General features: G+C 50.5%; 21 protein-coding genes. 9 read left to right on the forward strand and 12 right to left on the reverse strand.

Annotated elements, in window-relative coordinates; all coding sequences use genetic code 11:
- Window positions 1-9: 9 nt before the first annotated feature.
- Entirely contained in the window at window positions 10-756 is a 747-nt protein-coding gene (locus EYB30_RS00590) for a substrate-binding periplasmic protein (RefSeq protein ID WP_166835914.1), read from the reverse strand.
- 267 nt (window positions 757-1,023) lie between these two features.
- On the opposite strand from EYB30_RS00590, the gene EYB30_RS00595 reads away from it, so the two are divergent.
- On the forward strand, window positions 1,024-1,281 hold the full coding sequence (locus EYB30_RS00595) for a hypothetical protein (RefSeq protein ID WP_166835916.1): 258 nt from the start codon (window positions 1,024-1,026) through the stop codon (window positions 1,279-1,281).
- 67 nt (window positions 1,282-1,348) lie between these two features.
- Here EYB30_RS00595 and EYB30_RS00600 read toward each other — a convergent pair whose 3' ends face one another.
- Both EYB30_RS00600 and EYB30_RS00605 read right to left on the reverse strand, forming a co-directional pair.
- Complete coding sequence (locus EYB30_RS00600) at window positions 1,349-1,702, reverse strand: VOC family protein (RefSeq protein ID WP_166835918.1); 354 nt, start codon at window positions 1,700-1,702, stop codon at window positions 1,349-1,351.
- A gap of 125 nt (window positions 1,703-1,827) precedes the next feature.
- Entirely contained in the window at window positions 1,828-1,980 is a 153-nt protein-coding gene (locus EYB30_RS00605) for a hypothetical protein (RefSeq protein WP_166835920.1), read from the reverse strand.
- Between the two features lie 423 nt (window positions 1,981-2,403).
- Here EYB30_RS00605 and EYB30_RS00610 point away from each other — a divergent pair, with 423 nt between their 5' ends.
- Both EYB30_RS00610 and EYB30_RS00615 read left to right on the forward strand, forming a co-directional pair.
- Window positions 2,404-2,775: a DUF6746 family protein gene (locus EYB30_RS00610; RefSeq protein ID WP_166835922.1), complete on the forward strand. Its 372-nt coding sequence runs from the start codon at window positions 2,404-2,406 to the stop codon at window positions 2,773-2,775.
- A gap of 5 nt (window positions 2,776-2,780) precedes the next feature.
- A complete protein-coding gene (locus EYB30_RS00615; protein WP_166835924.1) occupies window positions 2,781-3,623 on the forward strand; it encodes an alpha/beta fold hydrolase in 843 nt (280 codons plus the stop codon).
- Window positions 3,624-3,677: 54 nt separating this feature from the next.
- On the opposite strand, the gene EYB30_RS00620 is transcribed toward EYB30_RS00615, so the two are convergent.
- Together EYB30_RS00620 and EYB30_RS00625 are read right to left on the reverse strand one after the other, a co-directional pair.
- Window positions 3,678-4,874, reverse strand: a complete 1,197-nt coding sequence (locus tag EYB30_RS00620) for an amino acid aminotransferase (RefSeq protein WP_166835926.1) — start codon at window positions 4,872-4,874, stop codon at window positions 3,678-3,680.
- Window positions 4,875-4,915: 41 nt separating this feature from the next.
- Window positions 4,916-5,626 (reverse strand): GAF domain-containing protein, encoded by a 711-nt coding sequence (locus EYB30_RS00625; protein ID WP_166835927.1) that lies wholly within the window; start codon window positions 5,624-5,626, stop codon window positions 4,916-4,918.
- A gap of 148 nt (window positions 5,627-5,774) precedes the next feature.
- Here EYB30_RS00625 and EYB30_RS00630 point away from each other — a divergent pair, with 148 nt between their 5' ends.
- On the forward strand, window positions 5,775-6,185 hold the full coding sequence (locus EYB30_RS00630; RefSeq protein WP_166835929.1) for a translation initiation factor: 411 nt from the start codon (window positions 5,775-5,777) through the stop codon (window positions 6,183-6,185).
- A 164-nt stretch (window positions 6,186-6,349) separates the two neighbouring features.
- On the opposite strand, the gene EYB30_RS00635 is transcribed toward EYB30_RS00630, so the two are convergent.
- From EYB30_RS00635 to EYB30_RS00650, 4 genes are all read right to left on the reverse strand, one after another.
- Window positions 6,350-8,029, reverse strand: a complete 1,680-nt coding sequence (locus EYB30_RS00635) for a M28 family metallopeptidase (protein ID WP_166835931.1) — start codon at window positions 8,027-8,029, stop codon at window positions 6,350-6,352.
- Window positions 8,030-8,103: 74 nt separating this feature from the next.
- Window positions 8,104-9,414 (reverse strand): amidohydrolase family protein, encoded by a 1,311-nt coding sequence (locus tag EYB30_RS00640; protein ID WP_166835933.1) that lies wholly within the window; start codon window positions 9,412-9,414, stop codon window positions 8,104-8,106.
- 11 nt (window positions 9,415-9,425) lie between these two features.
- The gene (locus EYB30_RS00645) at window positions 9,426-12,539 is read right to left on the reverse strand and encodes an amidohydrolase family protein (protein ID WP_166835935.1); all 3,114 of its coding nucleotides are present in this window, start codon (window positions 12,537-12,539) and stop codon (window positions 9,426-9,428) included.
- A 21-nt stretch (window positions 12,540-12,560) separates the two neighbouring features.
- A complete protein-coding gene (locus EYB30_RS00650) occupies window positions 12,561-15,518 on the reverse strand; it encodes a bifunctional diguanylate cyclase/phosphodiesterase (protein WP_166835936.1) in 2,958 nt (985 codons plus the stop codon).
- Between the two features lie 109 nt (window positions 15,519-15,627).
- On the opposite strand from EYB30_RS00650, the gene EYB30_RS00655 reads away from it, so the two are divergent.
- On the forward strand, window positions 15,628-16,080 hold the full coding sequence (locus tag EYB30_RS00655) for a c-type cytochrome (RefSeq protein WP_166835938.1): 453 nt from the start codon (window positions 15,628-15,630) through the stop codon (window positions 16,078-16,080).
- Between the two features lie 18 nt (window positions 16,081-16,098).
- Here EYB30_RS00655 and EYB30_RS00660 read toward each other — a convergent pair whose 3' ends face one another.
- Window positions 16,099-16,749, reverse strand: a complete 651-nt coding sequence (locus EYB30_RS00660) for a cytochrome b/b6 domain-containing protein (protein WP_166835941.1) — start codon at window positions 16,747-16,749, stop codon at window positions 16,099-16,101.
- A 55-nt stretch (window positions 16,750-16,804) separates the two neighbouring features.
- Between EYB30_RS00660 and EYB30_RS00665 the strand changes: the two genes are divergently transcribed.
- The 4 genes from EYB30_RS00665 to EYB30_RS00680 all read left to right on the forward strand — a co-directional run bounded on the left by EYB30_RS00665 (window position 16,805) and on the right by EYB30_RS00680 (window position 21,165).
- Window positions 16,805-19,150, forward strand: a complete 2,346-nt coding sequence (locus tag EYB30_RS00665) for a penicillin acylase family protein (RefSeq protein ID WP_166835943.1) — start codon at window positions 16,805-16,807, stop codon at window positions 19,148-19,150.
- A 178-nt stretch (window positions 19,151-19,328) separates the two neighbouring features.
- Entirely contained in the window at window positions 19,329-20,483 is a 1,155-nt protein-coding gene (locus EYB30_RS00670; RefSeq protein ID WP_166835945.1) for a chorismate mutase, read from the forward strand.
- A 119-nt stretch (window positions 20,484-20,602) separates the two neighbouring features.
- A complete protein-coding gene (locus EYB30_RS00675; RefSeq protein ID WP_166835947.1) occupies window positions 20,603-20,848 on the forward strand; it encodes a type II toxin-antitoxin system CcdA family antitoxin in 246 nt (81 codons plus the stop codon).
- On the forward strand, window positions 20,848-21,165 hold the full coding sequence (locus EYB30_RS00680; protein WP_166835949.1) for a CcdB family protein: 318 nt from the start codon (window positions 20,848-20,850) through the stop codon (window positions 21,163-21,165). The genes EYB30_RS00675 and EYB30_RS00680 overlap by 1 nt, the downstream gene beginning before the upstream one ends.
- 74 nt (window positions 21,166-21,239) lie before the next feature.
- On the opposite strand, the gene EYB30_RS00685 is transcribed toward EYB30_RS00680, so the two are convergent.
- Window positions 21,240-21,653, reverse strand: a complete 414-nt coding sequence (locus EYB30_RS00685; RefSeq protein ID WP_166835951.1) for a hypothetical protein — start codon at window positions 21,651-21,653, stop codon at window positions 21,240-21,242.
- Window positions 21,654-22,056: 403 nt separating this feature from the next.
- Window positions 22,057-22,452: an SMU1112c/YaeR family gloxylase I-like metalloprotein gene (gene gloA2 / locus EYB30_RS00690; RefSeq protein ID WP_166835953.1), complete on the reverse strand. Its 396-nt coding sequence runs from the start codon at window positions 22,450-22,452 to the stop codon at window positions 22,057-22,059.
- Between the last annotated feature and the right edge of the window lie 11 nt (window positions 22,453-22,463).

Consider the following 22,463-nt stretch of genomic DNA (forward strand, 5'->3'; position numbering starts at 1 on the left):
GCGGGCGTTTTAGTCTGTTATCCGGTAGCCGGATGACATCACCTGCTGATACAAGCGTGTTTCAGCCACTTTAGCATGTGCCTGCTGTAGCTGCTTTACCAAGCGTGGCGAAGTCTGAATACTGGCCGCCAGCCAGGTTTGCTGCGCCAGTTGCGGAATGGCATAGACAAACCTGACCGTACTCTCCGGCAGTGCCAGAGTCGCCGTCATACCAGCCAGCGCCACCGGATCATCTATTACCAGGTCCACTTTAGTGTTTAGCAACAATTGCCAGGACTCAATAATATCGGCGGCCAGCACCAGTTGCAGCCCGGGCATAAAGCCCTGACTCATCAGATAGTTTGCCGATAAATCATCACGCTGCACCGCAATACTGTACTGCTTAGCACTTTCCAGGCTGTCAATTTTAATGTCCTGACGATGACGTAAGGCAACAAAACCAAACTGGTATGCAGCAACAGGGCCTATCCAATGAAATTGCGCCTCCCGCTCGGCAGTGCGGGCTATGTTATAAATCAATATATTTGGCTGACTACGGGCGATATGTAACGAACGCGCCCAGGGATACATTTCAATGGTGGCTTCAAGCTGTGCTTCTGCCAGTACCGCCCGCACCAGAGCCGTACTTAAGCCTGCAACCTCACCGCCTTGTAACGTTTGATGTGGCGGCGACAACTCTGTAACCACCCGCATCGGCGGTTGTGCCAACACACTAAAACTCAGCACCCAGTAAAAGCAACAACAGCGTTTTCGCATAACCGCCCGAGACAACATTCTACCTGGCTGAAGCATAGCGTATTTAACCGCTGTCGCAATATCACAACACCATAATTAAATTTGCTAAAAGTTAGTCAAAATAGCCAACCGCATGTCAACACCAGCCAAACACAAATCATCGCCAGCGCACAAAATGAAAATATTTCATTTATTATCAATTATTTATAAAACCAGTTAAAGCTGGCACGCTGCTTGTAATACCTAGGCTGTAGTTAACCCTAAACTGAACCGTAAAGGACATAAAAGATGAAAACACTTAACGCACTAACGCTGGCTGGTTTGATGACTGTTGCTATTAGCGCTCCTGTACAGGCCAATACCCTGACCGATACCTTGACTGACGTAGTAAGCACTCAGTTGGCCGAGCTTAGCAGCAATATTAAACAACAAGCCAAAGCCGCACTGGAGAAAACCGCAACAGAATTGTTCTTTGAAAGCGGTAGCCAGCAAGCAGAGCAACACCTGACAGCCGCTAAAAACCCAGCCGAAACAGACAAACAATAGGGGCGGCTTATGTTGTCAGCCATACCGCAGGCGCTTACGTTAGCTTTACTGCGTAAGCGACCTGGCTTTATTGCTCTGACCAAACGGCAAGCTCGTTGCCATTCGGGTCGGTAAAATGAAATCGGCGTCCGCCAGGAAAAGCAAATACCGGTTTAACAACCTTACCGCCGGCAGCGATAATACGCTGTTCACAGCCGGCTAAATCTTTACTGTACAGCACCACCAGTGCCCCGCCCGCTGCCACCTGGCTTTGCTTAGCGGCCCGGTAAAAACCACCATCCAAACCTGAATTGGCAAAAGCCACATAATCTGGCCCATAATCGGCGAACACCCAGCCAAATACACTGGTATAAAACTGCTTTACTGCTGCCAGATCTGCTGCTGGAAATTCAACATAATTGATCTTTTCATAAGCGCTCATCGCTGTCTCTCCCGGAATTTTTTCAGTGGCTTACTGTAGTGCAAGCCTGAAACGGCGACAAGCTACTAAAACAGAAAAGCCACGCGGGTTGGGGACGCGTGGCTTTTCTGCTGTAACACTGTCGCTTATTTACTGTTCACCAGGCTGCTACTGTGCATTACCCGGCCAAACAGTGCCAGTAAGCGGTTAAGCTTACGCAGCAACAACGCCCGGGCAACAGCATTGCTGCGTGTAGCGCTAACCCTGTGTTTATCTGCTGCGGTATCTAACGTTGTCATGCTACACCTCATCTGTGGCTGCGGTTTAAGTTAGCGCTATTATGCCGGTTATTTCGCCAGCAAACGAACGAGATAAATTAGCACCTCGCCATTAGAAAAAATAATGCATAAAAACAGCAGTGTTCATAAAGCATTCAAATTTTCACTACACAGTGAAAACATAACACCCGATAAATCACTATTTTTATGCTATAAAAATAGTGATTTATGCAAAAAACCAACAGTAAAACTGCGTTTGCGGCACATTTACTGCGTAATTAACCACCAACACACTGCCCCAGTAACAGTTAGATATTCTAATTAAAAAAATATGAAAACCCGCATAATGTACTAGCAAAAGTTTTTCTGCATTGCAGTAGGCAGCGTCAGACATCTGTGCTAAATTAGTTGCGAAATATTCTCATTTACATATTGGAGTTCAGAATGAAACAATGTCTTACTGCCGCCTTACTGGCCACCGCCTGTTTACTGACGTCAATTGCACAGGCAGACGATAGACCAGATCACTATAAAGGCAAAGCGGCAGATACACTGCAGCAAGCCGTGGCTAATTTCAGTGAGTACAATCAAAAATTAAATACCTTACTGCAAGGTGAATTAACCCCACTGGCCATGGCTGAAATCCACCAATTGACCTACACCCTTGAAGTCGCGCTGGAGAAAATCCATAGCGAAACCGGCAAGCTTAAAGATACGCTGGAAGAGGTTCATATTGCGTCTGAGCACATGGACATGGCCGCAGCGAAACGCAGCGGTGATGCTTATATTAAAGCCGCGCAAACCCTGGTGAAGTAAGCAGCGTGCCTTCTCTGCCGTTCGCCCTGCAATATGCTGTTGGTCAGCAGTCGCTGGCCGCGCTGAGCAACCGCGATGCGCCTGAAACACCCGTGCTGTGCCTGCATGGCTGGCTGGATAACGCCGCCAGCTTTATACCGCTGGCGCAGCAGCTAACAGAAGCACCACTGCTGGCACTGGAGTTTCCCGGCCATGGCCATTCTGGCCACCGCAGTAGCGATGCACATTATTATTTTTTTGATTGGGTACAAGATATCGTCACCTTGTGCCGGCAACAACAATGGCAACAGCTAACGATTATCGGCCATTCGATGGGCGCTATGGTAGCCACCGCGCTGGCAGCCAGCTTCCCTGAGCTGGTCGCCAAATTGGTGCTGATAGATAGCTTAGGCTTTGTTACCGACAGTGCCGAAAATACAGCTAAGCAGCTACGCGACGGTATTAGCTCACGGTTAAAAGCCTCGTCCCGGCCACCTTATTATGCCAGCCTGGCAGAAGCGGCCACCGCCAGACAAAAACAAAGTGACTTTAGCCTTACCGAAGCCATGCTATTGGCTGAGCGCGGCACTATTACCACAGCGCAAGGCCTGAGCTGGCGCGCCGACATGCGCCTGCGCCACAGTTCAGTGTATCGCTTAACGCCACAGCAGGCCGAAGCGCTGATTAACGCCGTACAGTGCCCGGTGCTGGGTATTATTGCCAACGATAGCGCTTTTGCCGCTAAGGTTAAACATTTTGCACCGCACTATCACCAGCTGACATTAGTTGACGTCAGCGGCGGCCACCACTGCCATATGACACAGCCAGCTTCAGTAGCACAGCATATACAGTGCTTTTTAGCCGCATAAAAAAACCGCAGCGAACTGCGGTTTCTTCCATCCAACAGCTTATACCAGCCCTATTCAGCCTTTAAGCACTGTTGCCACAGATTTAGCAAAGTAATCAATATTGCTGTGGTTTAAGCCTGCAATGCTTACCCGGCTTGAACCGACCATATAAATGCTGAATTCACTGCGCAGCCGGTCAATTTGCGCTTTGTTAATACCCAAAAAGCTGAACATGCCATGCTGACGGGTTATAAAGCTAAAGTCCTGCGTTACGCCCTCAGAGGCCAGTTTATCGATGATTAGCTGACGATAGCTGTTAATGCGGTTACGCATTTCAGCCAGCTCTTGGTGCCACAGCGCAGTCAGCTCGTTGCTGTTAAGAATATTCGCCACTATGATGGCGCCATGCGCCGGTGGCATAGAATAGATACTACGCACTACGCTAAGCAGGTTTACTCTGGCCACTTCAGCAACCTTACTGTCGGCCGCGACAATAGACACAGCACCAATACGCTCACGGTATAAACCAAAGTTTTTCGAGCAGGAACTGCACAGGATCATCTCTTCAACGTTGTCAGCCAGATGGCGCAGGCCTTTGGCATCTTCATCCAGACCACTGCCAAACCCCTGATACGCCATATCAACTAATGGCGTAAAGCCACGTTCTTTGGCCAGCGCTGTAAAGCGCTGCCACTGGGCAAAGGTTAAATCCATACCACTGGGGTTATGGCAGCAGGCATGCACCAGCACCACATCACCGGCCGGCACCTTAGCCAGGTCGGCAAACATCGCCTCTTCGTTTAAGCCTTTGGTATCGTAATCATAGTAAGTATATTCTTTTACGTTAAGGCCAGCGGCCTGAAACAGTGAAATATGGTTAGCCCAGGTCGGGCTGGTTACCCAGATAGTGGCATTAGGGTTAGCTTTTTTAATAAATTCTGCCGCTACGCGCAAAGCGCCGGTACCGCCTGGCGTATGGGCGGTCGTTACCCGGTTAGCCAGCAGTACCTTGTGGCCAATGCCAAACGCCAGTTTTTCGATATGCGCATTAAACCCCAGATCACCTGCCATACCAATATAGGTCTTGCTGTCTTCCTGCTTTAAGCGCAGTGCTTCGGCTTCTTTTACGCATTTCAGTACCGCCGTGTGGCCCTGCTCGTCTTTATACACCCCAACACCAAGGTCGACCTTGTTTGGGTTCGGGTCTTCTTTGTACGCCGCCATTAAACCTAAAATTGGATCGGTGGCCACCGGTTGTAACTGAGCAAACATAATGATCTACCTGAGTTAAAGTTGCATAAAAAGGGCGGCGTTTACGGCAAATACGCCGGTACGGTTAAACACACCGCGACCAGCAATGCCAAAGCATCCGCAGTAAAGACGTTTTTATTAAAATCTTCCGCATCGACAATGCCGGCTATTTTGCCTGATTGGTCAAACAGAGGCAAACAGGCTTCGGCCTGCACTTTCGGGTCACAGGTATAATACTCACCGCCGCTGCCCAAATAAGCCGACACGTCGTTAATAATTTTAGCTTTGCCAGTTAAACCAACGGTGCTGTTATTGCTGATTTTGGCAAAGTCGCTGTTCAGCGGAAACTCGGCCCGCGATGCAGCGCCATAATAGGCTAATTTGACCAACACCGGCTGACCGGCAGTATTAGGCCTCGCCTGATAAATACCAAACCAATCCAGGCCAGACTGTTCTCGGTAAAATGCAGCGATATTGCCAAGCGCTTGTAATGCCTGCTGATTATGCGCGCTCTGTCCACCGAGAATCGCCGTTAAATCATAGGCTTCGTCGGCCAGCTGGCCAAACAGTGAACAGGCCCCGCCTTCGCCCAGCTCAGGCACTTTATATTGCCACTGCACCACAGCCGGTGCGGCTACCGATAAAAAAGCCCGTAATTCAGCCTGGCGCTGCACCACCTTAGCAGTAAAAGTCGCCTCAGACGTTTCGCCTAAATATGCCACTATAGCGGCACGCTCAATATAGTCAGATACAGCAACAGCATCTTGCGACATTATAGCCATCCAGATTTCTAAAATTTGACAGGCATTTTACCAGAAGCGCTTAAAAAGCCAAGCCAACACTGCCCAGGTTGAGGAAATTGTTGCCGCCACGCCAGCGGATGTTTAAGCTGACAGCATTGTAAAGCAAGTGAACCCATTTATGGCAGGCAATAAAATCTCTCTGGCCGACTGGCAGGCTCAACTTAACCCTCAAGGCAGTAATACCGCGGTAAAAACAGCCGTAAAAGACGATGCCAATCTGGTATACAGCACCGAGGGCGGTAAAATCGTCGCTAAAGCGCCGGCTAAAGCGGTGGCAGAGGCCTTTGCAGATGGTGCAGTGCGGATAAGACGCGAAACCAAAGGCCGTGGTGGCAAAGCGGTACTGACGATCAGCGGTATCGCAAAGCCGCATGATGAGTTGGTATTACTGGCTGCGAAGTTGAAAAAGAAATGTGCCTGTGGTGGCGCGGTAAAAGATGGCATCATTGAAATTCAGGGCGATAAGCGCATGCTGGTCGAGCAGTTATTGCAAGCTGAGGGTTTTAAAACCAAATGGGCCGGTGGTTGATGCCCCATCCTGAACATCAGACACCTGCGCAATAGAGCCGAACCGGTTTGCTCACGCCAACACGCCGTAAACCCATCCCTGGGGGCTCGTCTCAGCCCGTCCGGGGCTTCAACGGTTAGCTTAGAGCAAACCGGTTCTCTATATCGATATCGTTGAATTAGGCCTTACTTCACCGCTTCGCGGTTATACGGCTGGCCAAATACGCCATTAAAAAAGCTGTCTTTTAACCAGTAAGGCCGCTGCGCCGTATTGGCCACATCCAGCGCAATATTAAAGTTAATATCGGCAAATACCGCACCGGCATCATAACGGATGGCACCGTAGTCTTTAATTAAGCTTGGAATATCATCCGACGGCTTATGGTAATGCTTGGCAAAAAAACTGGACCAGACTTTACCGCCATCCTGCTTCGGATCTGTTGACTTAAACCCGGTCATTAAAAATACCGCCGGTACGCCCTTTTTTACCAGGGTGTAGTGATCTGAGCGGGTAAAAATGGCCTGCTCTGGCATAGGATCAGCGCTTAATGCTATGCCCTCTTTGGCAGCCGCCTGTTCAACTACCTTGCCCAAGGATGAGTGATTGGCGCCAAAAGCTATCATATCGGCGAACGGATACAGCAGTACTGGCATATCCAGGTTTACGTTAGCCACCAGCTTATCGATAGGCCGGGTTGGGTTATGGGCAAAGTAGTCGGCACCGAGTAAGCCTTTTTCTTCACCGGTCACCACCACAAACAAAATAGAGCGTTTGGGTTTTTCCGGCAGCTGGGCAAACAAACGCGCGGTTTCCAGCAGGATAGCCACACCGGCAGCGTTATCCATAGCGCCGTTGTTTATTTTATCGTCACTGCGTAAGTCATTGCTGTAACCAATATGGTCTGAGTGCGCCGTTACCACCACATACTCATCTTTTAATACAGGATCAGACCCTTCCAGTACCGCTATCACATTCGGGCTGGAGATATCGTCATGGCTGCTGTTACGGCTAAGCGTGGCCGACACCCCAAGCTCAAAGCCGGCTGGGCCTGCGTCGTTATCAAGCTGGGAAAAAATGTCTTTCAGCTTAACCGGCGCTTTAGCAAACAACGCCGCCGCTGCGTCATGATGCACATAAGCCCCACCCTTTACGTTAGGATAGCTGTCAGCCGGGGTGCCATCGCTTTGCAGCCACTCCATCGACGGCGCATTTAAATACAACAAGCTGCTGGCATAAGGCCGCACTTTTTCCTGCTTCGGTGTGTGAATGCTGATAATGCCCACTGCACCGCGCTCTGCCGCCAGGCGGGTTTTCAGGCTGTTTAAATGCGCCGCTTCTTCACTGGGCAGGCTGTCTGGCCGGCCAGTTAACAGCACAACAATTTTACCGTTCACATCCAGGCCGGCATAATCGTCCAGGCCAAATTCTTTGGATACTAAACCATAGCCAGCAAATACCAGCGGCGCTGTGACTTCAGTGTGGCTAAATTGCAGGCTGGGACCGGTAAAAAAGGCTTTCGGATAGGCCAGCGCCGTGCTGTTGCCGTCTACATGCAGGGTGAATTTAGCGCTGTCTTGCGCCAAGCGCGCTTTACGCAGCGGCACGCGCTGTAAATAACTGCCGTTATCACCGGCCGGCTTTAACCCCAATGCCTGTAACTGGGTCGCGATGTATAAAGAGGCTATTTCATGCTCGTTACTGCCAGTGTCGCGACCGGCCAGGGCATCTGAGGCGAGAAACTGCATATGCGCTGCAATCGCCGTCGCATTCGCCGCGACAGAGGGCGCAGGTGATGTCGGCGTGGTGCCGGCGCAGCCAACCAGGGCAGTTATCGCTGCGGTTGTCAGTAATCTTTTTAATATCATTGGTTTTCCTTAAAAACAGCAGTGCCAGCAAAAGCTGGCACTGAATAAGCGCGTATTAAAACCAGGGTAGCAAATTACCCCTGGTTTATCCGTTGCTGGTACTTATCATGTAATTGCTTATGACGGTTATTTAAATCAACCGCCCGGCCATCAATCCACAGATGAGTCACCTTATGCCCCAGATAGTCGAAGATATCCCCTTCAGACACCACCAGGCTGGCGGCCTTCCCCACCTCGATACTGCCAATTTTATCGGCAACACCGGCAATTTGCGCGGCATTAATGGTAACAGAACGTAACGCCTGCTCCTGGGTTAAGCCAAAACTGATAGCCTGGCCAGCTGCAAACACCAGATTACGCGTATCCCAGTAGCCATCTAATGACAACGCATATTGTACGCCGGCATCCTGCAAGGTTTTTGGTACTACAAAGGCCTGGCTGTAGTTTTCGTCACCGCGCGTTGGCAAACCGTAAGGCGCCGTGTAAATTACCGCGACCTTAGCTGCTGCCAGCTCTTCTGCCAGGCGCCAGCTGTCACGGCCACCGACGATAGTCAGCTTTAGCTGGTACTCGTTCGCCAGTAACATGGCCTGACGAATTTGCCGCTCATCATCCGCATGCACAAACAGTGGCCGTTTACCATCAAACACCGCCAGCATTTCATGCCAGCGTGAGTCTACGCCTTTATTTAACCCGGCCTGCTCGGCGTCATAGTAAGCTTTGGCATCCTTGAAGTACTGCTGCAACGCTTCCAGTTGCTTAGCATTGGCTTTACGTACTTCGTCGGCCGGTTTCGGATTCCAGCGTGAGCCCAACGTACTGGCATTAGGCCAGCGCACATGCAAGCCGGTGCCATCGGCGACAACCGCATCCTGATAGTTCCAGGCATCCAGCTGCATTAAGCTCGATTGCCCCATCAGCATACTGCCGGACGGATACACCATGCTGTAGGCAAAGCCATTGCTGCGGATGGTGGGGATCACTTCTGAATCAGCGTTATAAGCCACCTTGGCTTTAATGTCCGGGTTAGTTTGCGTTACCTCGGTTGAGTCGTCCGTTGAGCGTACCGCTTCTATTTCTATTAACCCCAGCTGGTTAGCCAGTGCGATTAAGCCCGGATACAAATGCTTACCGTCCAGAGCCAGCACAGTGGCGCCCTCAGGCGCAGCCAAACCCTGGCCCAGTGCAGCAATTTTGCCATCGATAATCAGCACATCGGTGTCGGCTTTTACGCCGTTGGTTACCGTGTGCACGGTAAGACCGGTTAATAACAGCGGGCTGCTTTGTGCTTTACCCGGCACCATATCATGGGCCGCAGCGCTGCCAATATTCAGACCTGCGATAGCGGCAACCGATAAACTTAAACAAATTTTGTTAAATGTCATGCTGCGTCTCCTTAGTGGCTATGGCTGTGACGGTGCAAATGCTGGCCAATTTGCCACCAGTCGCCCTGATCTTCACAATGCCACTCTGGCTCTTCTTGCTTATAAGCGTCTTTATCACCGGCTTTAGCCGCATCACCGGCGTTCAGTACTTTTTGTACCAAGGCGGCTTTTTCGGCTTCCAGTTGCTGCTTAAGCTGCTTATCAATATTGATATCAAAGTACTTGGTACCGCCAATCCAGGTTTGCTGCGCCTGGCTGTACACCGATAACGGATGGGTATTCCACAGTACGAAGTCGGCCTGTTTACCCACTTTGATGGAGCCGGTTACGCCGTCTATTTTAAGCTGCATCGCCGGGTTTATAGTGACCATCTTCAGCGCATCATGCTCGCTCATACCGCAATACATCACCGATTTTGCCGCTTCCTGATTTAACCGGCGCTGTAAACCGGCATCGTCCGAGTTAATGCTGACATTTACACCCTGCTCTGCCATTAAACAGGCATTGGTGGGTATAGCGTCCTGCACTTCCATTTTATATGCCCACCAGTCGGCAAAGGTTGACGCGCTGGCGCCGTGTGCCGCCATCTCTTTGGCCGTTTTATAGCCTTCCAGAATGTGGGTAAAGGTCGTAATGCTAAAACCCAGTTCATCGGCCAGCTCAATTAACATCAGAATTTCAGACGCCACATAAGAGTGGGTATGAATAAAGCGCTGTTTATTGAGAATTTCAACCAAGGCTTGTAAGCGGTAATCAATACGTGGTGGTGCCACCTGCTCGCGCTGGCGTTTTGACAGCTTGTTATAGGCCGCCAGTTTGGCGTTGTACTCTTTGGCGGCGACAAAGGCATCACGGATAGTGGTTTCAACACCGATCCGGGTTTGCGGATAACGCTCGGTGAAGGCATCGCCCCAGTTTGACTGTTTCACGTTTTCGCCCAGAGCAAACTTAATGCTCGGCGGTGCCGCGCGCATTTTCAGGCCCTCGGCGCTCTCGCCCCAGCGGAACTGAATAACCTGTGCCTGGCCACCAATAGGGTTGGCGCTGCCGTGCAGCAGCTGGGCAGTTGTGGTACCACCAGCCAAACCACGATACAGATTAATATCTTCCGGGTTTAACACATCACCAATGCGTACCTCTGAGGTTACCGCATCGGTACCTTCGTTCACGCCGGCTTCGATAGCTACATGTGAGTGCTCATCAATCATGCCGGGAGTCAGGTGCATACCGCTGGCGTCAATCACGTCAAAACCACGTGGAGTGCTTAAGTTTTTACCAATCTTATCGAACTTGCCGTTGCGCACTATAACGTCAGTATTTTCCAGCACACCGTCTTGTTCTGCTGTCCATACCGTAGCGTTTTTAATATGCACATTTTGCTGTTTGGCTAAGGCCGGCAAGCCATAAGCACGGTTAGGGAAAGTGATGCTGGAGATCAGCTTAACGTCAGGCTTAACCGCCTTATCTGGCGTACTGCTGTCCGGCAGCGGCTGACGCTGCGCGGTAACAGCCTGGCTACCTGTAGTCAGCTGCCAGAGCCCGCTTAGCTGGTTGTCCAGCAACTGGCCATTAAATTGCGCAATCTGCTTATCGCCGCTGAGTTCAGTCAGGTTAAGGTTAAACTGCAAGCGCTGTTGCTGCGTATGAATATGCTGCAGTTTTACCGCTTTGGCATCTGCCGGCGCAGCCAGTAGAGTGGCTTCGCCACTGAGTTTATCAGCTTCGCCTTTAAGGGTGATTTTTACCACTTTACCATTTAGATTTAACTGATAATCACCGGCAAATTGCACCGGCGCAATAGCTTTAATGCTGTGCTGCTGGCCTCGCACCCAGGTGGCGATAATTTCACCATCCGCAAACAGGTCGCCAGTGGCCAGTACCAGGTCAGCCTGATATCCCGGCGCTATTTTACCTACTTTATCCGCCACCCCGGCAATAGCAGCTGGCACTGTGGTCAAAGCTGCCAGGGCAGTATCCGCCGATAAACCGTGTTGTACGGCCTTGCGCAAATTCGGCCAGAAATCTTTTTTATCTTTTAATTTAAAGGTGGTCAGGGCAAAAGGCACCCCGGCGTTGGCCAGTGCGGCGGCATTGGCCGGCGCCCGCTCCCAGTGGCGTAAATCGGCCAGATTTACATCCAGCTGATCTGCAACCTGCTCTACCGCTGGCGCTGCCGGGAAATTCAGCGGTAAAATCAGCTTGCGCTGCATCGCTTTAACCTCGTCCAGCCGCACATACTCGTAGCCGGACCCCACCATAGCGGCATTATCCAGCTTAAACTCGGTTAACAGCTGATGTGCCCGCAGCAGCGATCTGTCATCAGCAGTTTCAAAAATGGCCCCTTGCCGCTCAATATTACTCAGGCTTTGCAGCGCGGCATTAAACTCGATCGGCTCGTTAAAATAGCGGACATCGGTTTTACCATAAGCCTGGTTATACCAATTTGCGTCGCTCAGTGTCTGGCGGATCAGCGCTATACTACCCATTAATGACGACGGATAACTTTGCTTGGAGCTGCCCTTGCTAAAGGCCATAAACTGCGGGCCATTCGGGTTTAATATCAGCTCATTGGGGAGCCCGTCAGTTAAAGCGCTGACAAAGGCCTGGCCGCGGAAAATGCCGTCAAAGCGCGCCGATTGCGCGGCGGTAAAACCCAATTTACGCAGTTCAGCTGCCGCTTTACTATCGGGCTGAAATTGGTCCACCCAGTTGTGCTCGGCATGTATAGCGGCATTGCTGGCATTGCCACCTTTGCGCTCATTTTTATACACCGGCGCATCGCGATAACTGCCAGGTTTCGCCGGTTTAGCTGCCTCTATACCGTATTGGGTGTAAGGGTCTATAAAACCGGGATACAGGGTGTAGCGGCTGGCGTCAATTTGCTGATAACCGGCCGGCACAGACACTTTAGTGCCGACAGCGCTGATGCGGCCATCGGCAATAAGCACAGTGGCATTTTGCAGCTTTTTGCCAGGTTCGGTGTATACCGTCGCGCCGGTTAGCGCAATAAAATTAGGGGTTTTGTCGATAATACCTTGCAACGGCGTAGTCTGATCGGCATGGCTGCCAGCAGTAAATACCGTCAGCAGCGCTGAGCTTAACAGCGACAGGCGGGCTTTGGTCATAACATGTTCCTGAATTAAGGGTTAACTGTTAACAACATAGTTCAGGCGACTCAGCTCCTGCTCGGCTAACGGCATGCTGAAATAGTACCCCTGAACCTGATAGCAAGCATTTTTTCTTAAAAAATCTACCTGTTCAGCCGTTTCTACCCCTTCTGCCACCACGCGCAGATTCATTTTCTGTGCCATGGCGATAATCGCCGCGACAATATCCATGTCGTTACGATCATCCGGGATATCTTTGACGAACGAGCGATCTATTTTCAGCTCGTCTACCGGAAAACGCTTTAAATAACTAAGCGAAGAATAGCCTGTACCAAAGTCATCGATAGATAAAGACACGCCGAGACGCTTTAACTGATTTAACTGGTTAATAGCCGCATCGGTGTCCCCCATCAGCATACTTTCGGTAATTTCAAAAATGATGTTGGCCGGATTAGCCCCGGTGCGTTTTAAAATACGCTCGACAATTTCCGGCAGGTTATCGTCATTAAACTGACGCACCGACAGGTTAATCGACAAGGTAACTTCATAACCGCGGCTGTGCTGGCGGCTTAAAAAGCGGCAGGCTTCCCAGATAATCCACTCGCCAATCTGCACTATCAGGCCGGTACTTTCTGCCACATGAATAAAGCGCAGTGGCGGCACCAGCGTATTGTCCGGCCGCAGCCAGCGCAGCAGGGTTTCGTAGCCAATAATGCTGTTATCACGAATATCAATCTTTGGCTGGTAATACAGCAAAAACTGATGCTCACGAATGGCCTCACGCAGCTGATTTTCTATCAGCAGCCGCTCGTTTGCCGCTTCGTTTAAATCTGGGCTGAAAAAGTGAAACGTATTTTTGCCGCGGGCTTTTGCCTCGTACATCGCCAAATCGGCGTGTTTAAGCAAAAGCTCTTCTTCTGCGGCATCCTCCGGTGCAACCGTAATACCGATACTGGCGCTGATTGACACCTCATGCTGGCCCAGTTTCACCGGCGCCGCAAAGGCTTGTTGCAGGTTAGTGGCAATCGATGACGCCTGGCCACGGTCTTTAATGCCGCTTAAGATCACCGCAAACTCATCGCCGCCTAAGCGGGCAATGGTGTCTTCTTCACGCAGCCGGCTAATCAGCCGTTTCGCCACTTCTTTTAGCAGTTCATCGCCGGCATCGTGGCCCAGGGTGTCGTTAATGCGTTTAAACTCGTCCAGGTCAAAATACAGCAGGGCAAAGTTGTAATACCCGCGGTGTGACATAGCGATGGCTTTGCGCAGCTGATCACGAAAATAACTGCGGTTAGCCAGCCCGGTTAGCACATCATAGTAGGCCAGTTGTTCCATTTTTTTCTGGCTTTGCTTAATAAAAGAGATATCCTGCATCGCGCAAACATAGTTGCTGATCTCGCCTTTTTCATCGCGAATTGGCGCTATAGCCAGCGACACCCAAAGTTGGCGCTGCTGGTACTGCAGCAGCATATCGCCACGCCAGTGTTGACGTTCTGCCAGGGTTTGAGCAATTTCTTCGCCGACATGGTGCATCTCTTCGGCAAACAGACTGTGTAGCGGTTGCTGTTGCAGCTGCTCGGTGCTGCAACCTATCATTTCGGTTAAAAACGGGTTGATATACTCAACGTTCAGCGCCTGATCGGTCAGCACTATGCCAGAACTGGAAAACGACACGGCCTTACTCAGTTTACGTGCCGAACGCTCGGCCTGCTCCTTTTCCTCTATCCGTGCGTTTAAGCCATCAACCAGCTCGGATATCTCTGCCGACATACTACCAAATGCTTGATTTAACAAACCAATTTCGTCTGGCTTACTATCCAGGGTTATCTGCTGTAAGTCGCCTCGCGACAAACGGTTAATCGCCGCAGACAGCCGGTTTAGCCGCTTCAACATAAACTGGTACACCACCAGTTGTAACAACAAAGCCACCAATATAGCGACCACGACAAAGGTGACTAATAACCGGCTGCGAAACTGTCCCAACGCTGCCAGCACTTTCGCTTTGTCGCTGTAAACTGCCAGATGCCAGTTTAGCCGCTCTACCGGCGCACTGGCGATCAGCTGCTCTGACGCTTGCTGGGCGGCCGATTGCGAAACCTCAGGCTGGCGCGCTACCTGATTCGCATAATGCTGCAACGCGGCATTTGCTTGCGGCTGGCCGGTATAACGGCTGTTCATTTGCAGCTGACTATTCATATCAGTGGGCGGCAAACTAATAATCAGCCCGTTTTGGTCAAACAAAAACGTCTGAGTTTGCTTATCCGCAGAAGCTGGCAGTTGGCTGATAATATCGTCCAGAATATAGTCAACACCGGTCACACCGATAAATTCATCATTGATATACAGCGGAATAATCAGGCTGGTCATCCACTTTTTCCAGATATTATCAAAGTACACCGGCGTCCAACGCGGCTGACGGGTCGGGTTTTGCTCTGGGGTAGCAATCTGATAAAACAGGTCCTGATGAAAGTTATGCGTGGTTTCCACCTGCAATGCCCAATCGGCTGGCGCAATGCGGATAAACTGTTCTTTAGCGATAAAGTAGAAATTAAAGAAATCATGCAGCATCAGCGGCGCTAACTGTTGCCATAATTCGCCGGTACGATCAAATAACGCCGCAGTGCGGTCGGTATAGCGCTCTGCAGCGACAAAGCCGGCGGAATAGTCATCCTGCGCCCGCACACTGCCATCGGCGGCAGCTGTCAGTCTAAGCGGTGCTTGCAGAGGCGCTTGCGCCAGCTGACGCATTACTATCTGGTTGGCCGCTAGGGCTTTTTGCTCTTTTTGCAGCAAGTCAGCATTTAATTGCTGCGCTATTAACTTAGCCCCCTGCTGTACTACGGCTTGCTGTTGCTGCAGTGCAATATTTTGCTGCAACATCAGCACCACATAACCAATAGCAAAACCGGCTAGTACAATAGCGACAAATACCACCAGCGCAAATTTCCGGCCCAGTGAGTCCATTCCGCTTGGTTTAGTAAAATTAACATCCTTCACTTATGCTGCCTGATCCTGTAAAACTATTGATTATTGGCAAGATATTGCAATCTGTTAAGATATGACAACGTCATTATTGCATGTAAATTCAGCAAAAGAGAATGAAACGATGAAAAAACCCCTGTTGACAGCCCTGTTATTCACCCTGTGTTCAGCTCCAGCTGTTGCAAAAAGTGCATTTAGCGATGCAAAAGACAGCGTGACATATCGCCAGTCAGCTTTCCAGCTGATCCGCCACAATATGGCCGATATCGGTGATATGTTAAAAGGCGAAGTACAATATGATGCCGCGCGGCTAAATAAGCGCGCCACGGCTTTGGCCACCTTAACTACCTTGCCCTGGGAGGCTTTTACAGTACCCGGAGCCGAACAAGCGGGTGGTGATGCTAAAGCTGAGATCTGGCAAAACCTGCAGGATTTTAACAGCCGCGGTGAAAAACTTGCTGCCGACGCCATGGCGCTAAAAACCGCGGCCGATAGCGGCGAGCAAGCCGAAATCCGCAAAGCCTTTGGCACTTTTGCCCGTAACTGCAAAGCCTGTCACGACAACTATAAAAACTAAGGCTGTGGTGGCGCTGTGTTATAACAGCGCCATTAACGCCGCCCCCTGCCAGTAATAAAGCACTGTTAGCAGCAACGCGAAAAGCAGGAAAAACCAGATACTGTTCTTCAGTTTAATCTTAAGCGCAGTACTGTGATGTGCTTTACCGCTTAACATCAGCCACAACACATTATGTACCCGCACACTGTGCCACAACGCGGCAACAATGTGCACCAAAATGGCTGCCAGCAATATGTTGATATTAATTTTATGCACCTCAGAGGCCATCTCAACCCAAGTGGCGGGTAACACCGTTACTAAAGGGCCATCACTGAGGTAGCTATTGTCAAAAGTTGCCAGGCCGCTTATCAGCTGCACCAATACCAGCACGATTAACAGCGCTATCATATAAAAAGAAGCCGGATTATGGCCGGTAACCGCATAAGGCCGGCGTAAATAGTGCCATGCTGCCGCGGGCGATGCCGCAAAGTGGCTGAATTTTGCCGTGTCACTGCCGATAATCCCCCAGACAATACGCGACACGACCAAGGCCAGCAAGGTATAAGCCAATAGCTGGTGCTGAGCCATCAGCCCCTCTTCGCCGGTATACCACAGGCCGGCAATTAACAGCAGCTGGCTCCAGTGAAAAAACCTTACGGCAAAATCCCATACCTTCAGTTGTTGTGACATTTTGTTCAGTCTCCGATATGCTAAGTTTTTGATTTTATACCACAGAGTGTTAAAGATGAATTGGTGGAAATGGCTGCTGAGCTTTGTAATGCTGGTACTGGCCGCAGCGGCGGCGATAGTATTTAGTCTACTGTATTTTAGTGTACCGGCTTATGACGGTGAACATAGCAGCAGTATCAGTACCACCGCCAGGCTGGAGCGTGATGCCCTGGGTTACCTTAGCATCCATGCTGCCAACCGCAATGACGCGGCCTTTGCGCTGGGTTTTGCCCATGCGCAGGAACGTTTTTTTCAAATGGATTTACTGCGCCGCAATGCCGCCGGCGAACTGGCCGAATTGTTTGGCGAGCGCGCTCTGGATGCCGACAAAGCCCTGCGCCGGCATCGTTTTCGCCAACGGGCAGAACTGGCGCTCTCGCGACTGAATGCCTCTGAGCAACAACTGTTGGCCGATTATAGCCGTGGCGTCAATGAAGGTTTAGCGGCCCTGCCCCTGCCGCCCTTTGAATACCTGTTACTGCGGCAAACACCAAGCACCTGGCAGGCGGCAGACTCATTCCTGATCATTTACAGTATGTACTTGGATTTACAAGGTAAGCTTGGTCGTGACGACTATGCCATGACAGTGCTGAAACAACATGTGCCTACTGATTGGTACCGTTTTTTACAGCAAGAGTCGGATATCTGGCAGGCGGCACTGGATAATAGCGTTACGGCACCGGTTGCACTGCCTGATACAGCCTACCCTCAGCTGCTGCGCCAACAGCTCAGTGCCTGCAATCAGTGCCTGGTGAAAGATGCCACCGATATTGGCAGCAATAACTTTGCCGTGTCTGGCCGTTTAACATCGCACGGCAGCGCCATTTTAGCTGACGATATGCACCTTAGCAGCCGGGTGCCCGGCATTTGGTATAAAGCTCAGCTCAATTGGCGCGATAGCGATAAAATGCGCACGGTAACCGGTTTAACCCTGCCCGGCGCACCTGCCGTGGTGGTGGGGTCGAACGGTAAACTGGCCTGGGGTTTTACCAACAGCACGGCAGACTGGCATGACCTGGTTGCCCTGCAGTTATCTGATGATGGCAAACGCTATTTAACACCGCAGGGCTGGCAAAACCTGCAATATCACTACGAAACCATCAAAGTAGCCGGCGGCGCCGACCAGACCATTGAATTGGCAGAAACCGTCTGGGGGCCGGTTGTGCGCTTTGGCGACAGCCCGGCCTATGCCCTGCGCTGGGTAGGTTATGATGCGCAAGCGGTTAACTTTAACCTGCTGGCGCTGGAGCAAACTGACAGTGCACAGCAGGCGCTGACACTGGCCCCCAGCTTTGGTATACCATCGCAGAATCTGATGCTGGCCGACAGCTCAGGTCACATTGGCTGGCGCCTGACCAACCGCATTCCCAGGCGCCAGCTTGATGATTTTGACACCGCCCAGGACTGGAGCGATGGCCGTCAGGGCTGGTTTGGCGTTATAGACCAGGCAGAGCAGCTAAGTCTTACTGACAGCGACCGCTTATGGACCGCCAATGCCCGGATGATTGGCGGAGATTTTTACAATATTATTGGCAATGGTGGTTACGATTTAGGTGCCCGTGGCTGGCAGATCCAGCAAGGCCTCAATGCCCTGCAGCAGGTAGATGAGCAGGCGTTACATGCTATCCAGCTGGATAACCGTGCTGTGATGCTGCAGCGCTGGCGTCGGTTGCTACTGGACGTGCTGGACAACGACACTGTAGAGCAGCATCAGTTGCAGGCATACCGCCAGTATCTGGTGAACAGTGCTCAGCATGCCAGCGTCGATGATATTGGCTACAGCCTGGTGCGTGCCTTTCGCTTGCAATTGCTAAAGCTACAGTTTGCCCCGCTCTCTGCCCTTTTGGAGCAACAAGGCGCCCGCAGTCAGGATTTAAAATATTCGCTGGAAACCCCGCTTTGGGCTATGTTGCAACAGCGCCGTCGCGACACCCTACCTGAAACCTATGCCAGTTGGGATGCGTTGCTGCTTGAAGCGGTGTTGCAAAGCAAAACGCAACTGGAGCAGCAATACGGCAGCCTAAGCCAAAGCAATTGGGGCCGCGTTAACACTGCGCGCATTGTGCACCCGCTGGCCAGCGCTGTACCGGTGCTGGGTGACTGGCTTAATATGGCCGCAACACCCCTTAATGGCGACAGCCATATGCCGCGGGTACAAAAACCCGGCTTTGGCCAGTCGCAACGTATGGTAGTAGCCCCCGGGCAGGAGCATTTAGGTATTTTAACCATCCCGGCCGGCCAGTCGGGCCATCCGCTATCGCCGTTTTACCGCGCCGACCATCAGTACTGGTTAAACGAAGTAGCACTGCCATTTTTACCCGGCGAGAAAAAATATCAGTTGCTGTTAACGCCACAGGGTTGACTTTAGCCATCCAGACGGACTATGTTAGCAGCCATGAAAACTGTATTTATCGCGCTCAGCTTTTTTCGCTTTACCACCTGTTACGGGAGGCGGTAAGCTGCGCGCGCAGTAAAACCTGAAAACCTCCCACGCCGGGAGGTTTTTTTTTGCTTATTTTACTTACACAAAGAGAATTAACATGGAACTGGATGAAATACGCCACGCGATCAGCGACACCGATCAGCAGCTTCTGGGCTTACTGGCAAAACGCCGCAAGCTGGCACTGGCGGTAGCCGATGCCAAGCTGGCACAAAACAAACCGATCCGCGATCAGAAGCGCGAGCAGGAATTGCTGGTATCGTTAATTGAACAGGGCAAACCGCTGGGGCTCGACGCCCAATATGTCACCCGCCTGTATCATGTGATTATTGAAGACTCAGTATTACAGCAACAAGCAAAAATTCAGGGCCAGCTAAACGGCACCAACCAACCTGCGGTGCGGGTGGCCTTTTTAGGCGGCCAGGGCTCTTACAGTTACTGGGCAACACAGAAATACTTTACCCGCCGCGCCGAGCGTATTATCGAGCAAGGCTGTGACAGTTTTAACGAAATTGTCCAGGCAGTGGAAACCGGCCATGCCGATTACGCCCTGCTACCGATAGAAAACACCTCATCGGGCAGTATTAACGAAGTGTACGATTTACTGCAGCACACCCGTTTATCTATCGTTGGTGAGCTAACCCACCCTATCGCCCATTGCCTGCTTGGCCTGCCAGGCACTGATTTAACTAAAATTCGTCAGGTATGTGCCCACCCGCAGGTTATCGCGCAGTGCAGCCAATATTTGCAAGGCTTGTCACAGGTAAAAATAGAATACTGCGACAGTTCATCCGATGCTTTTAACCGCATTAAACAACAGCAAGACCCAACCGTTGTTGCCATTGGCGGCGAAGAAGGCGGCCAGTTGTATGGCCTTGAAGTGCTGACCCGTGATTTAGCCAACCAGAAAGACAACGTCAGCCGCTTTATTGTGGTCGCACGCAAACCAGTTAGCGTGGCCAAAGCCATACCGGCGAAGACCACCTTTATTATGTACACCGGCCAGCAGCCCGGTGCACTGGTCGATGCATTACTCGTGCTAAAACAACACGGTATTAGCATGGGCAAACTGGAATCGCGGCCGATAAACGGCAACCCGTGGGAAGAAATGTTTTATGTTGATGTGTTTGCCAACCTGAATGACTACGCTATGACCCGCGCTTTGGAAGAACTGAATAAAATTACCAAATTTATTAAGGTGTTAGGCTGTTACCCCAGTGAGGATATCGAGCCGACCCAGGTTATCGCCAGCTGATAAGGTGGTTAGACAGGGGCCTGAAGCCCCTATCTGACAATATCTGAATCACAGTATGCACCTTGCACTTCAGCTTTTATGCGCATAAGCTATGCACATATCAGGTATGGAGTATAGCAATGAACCATGTATACAATACTCAGGCACAAAAAAAACCTACTAATTTGAGTATAAACAGCGACTTACTGGAAAAAGCCCGCGGCCTGAATATCAACCTGTCCGCCACGCTGGAGCAGGCGTTAGCCGAGCAACTACGCAGCGCCCAGCGTGCACAATGGCTGAGCGAGAATAAAGACGCTATTGCAGCTTACAACCAGTTTGTTGAAACGAACGGCACTTTTAGTGATAGTGTCAGGAAGTTCTAATGGCGCAGTTTACCGCTTACGCTAACAGTAACCCCGTTACACACGAGCAGTATCCGTATTTGCTGGATATTCAAAGCGAGTTATTAAGCGAGCTGAAGACTACAGTGGTGATACCGCTCTCCCCCGCCGACCTGGTTGGCACGATCAGCCTGAGCCGGCTTAACCCGGCCCTGACATTAAATGGCGAACAGCTTATCGCCATGACCCAGGATCTGGCTGGGATAGATCGCCGCCAACTCGGCGCTGTAGCTGATGACTTATCGACCTATCGCAGTGAAATTATTGCCGCACTGGATTTTGTTATCTCGGGTATTTAGCAGCAAAATCATCTTGCTTGTAACCCGTTTGTTGGAGTGCGTGTTGATGAATATAGTTAACACTCGCTTTTTTATTAACTTTGGGGAAAGTACTTTTCAACATCGTTAATGTAAAGCTTAAGCAGATCACCGCGTTTTACACCGGCTGTACTATGGCCTAAATCTTTACGTACTGCAAAAAGTAAATCCTCTACAGCGCCCATGATTCTGGATGCCTCCGCAATCTTCGCTCCTGCGTTAATCTGTGATGATTCTGAAGTGATTTGAGGAACAATTATTTGATTTCTAAAATCTCCAAAAGCTTTAACCATATCCTTTGAGCCCCAAATTACTAGATCGCGCGTAGTATCAGCAAAAAACTGAACCATCTCTCTTTCTGAGGGAAACTTTTTACCTAATTTTTCCGCAAAAGTGATAAGAAAAATAAATTCGATAATTCGCTCATAAACGGGAACTTTCTTTTGTCTTAATTGCGCTTTTATCTCCACCTTATGCTCTTGCCTTTTTGAAAGCATTACAGTGAAAACCGATACGAGAACAGTAGCTGAGGCTGCAATGATACCTGCAGACAGAGTCGGGTCTATTGATATGAAAAGTCCCCATACTTTGACGCAAGCAGCGTATAAAGTGACAAATACTATGCCTAATAGTACAAGTGATAACAGTGTTTTTAAGAGCTTTTCATATCACCTCAACAACTAAAATAAATGGCTGCGTATCCGAATAATAAATACACAAACTGCACTGCCAACATTCTGAAAATTGTAAAATTAAATCCAGTCTAGGCCGCTGGTTGAATGTAAATCAAGCACTTTATCTTGCTGAAGCAATCCGATGAAAATTGTTGCTTATGATAGAGCTGCCAAGCGCAATTATGCGCCCCTACAGCTATCAGCGCTGATACAGCTCCAGCGGCAAGCCGTCAGGGTCTTGAAAGAAGGTAAAGGGCTTGCCGGTGTACTGGTCGATGCGGATCGGTTCTACTGCTACGCCTTGCTTCGTTAAGTAATCAGCAAACTCGGCGACATCATCTACTACAAAGGCCAGATGCCGCAGGCCCTGCGCTTCGGGTTGGCTGGGCCTTGGTGGTGGATTGGGGAAACTGAATAGTTCAATTTGATTGCCATTGGGTAACGCCAGATCCAGTTTCCAGGAGTCGCGCGCGGCGCGGTAATTCTCCGCCAGGATCTCAAGCCCTAACAGTTCGGTATAAAAACGTTTAGAGCGGGCGTAGTCGCTGCAAATTATTGCCACATGATGAATAGCATTGAGGGTTGGACGTGTCATAAAAAAGGCCT

The organism is Rheinheimera pleomorphica, from assembly GCF_011634895.1.
Classification (GTDB): Bacteria; Pseudomonadota; Gammaproteobacteria; order Enterobacterales; family Alteromonadaceae; genus Alishewanella; species Alishewanella pleomorphica.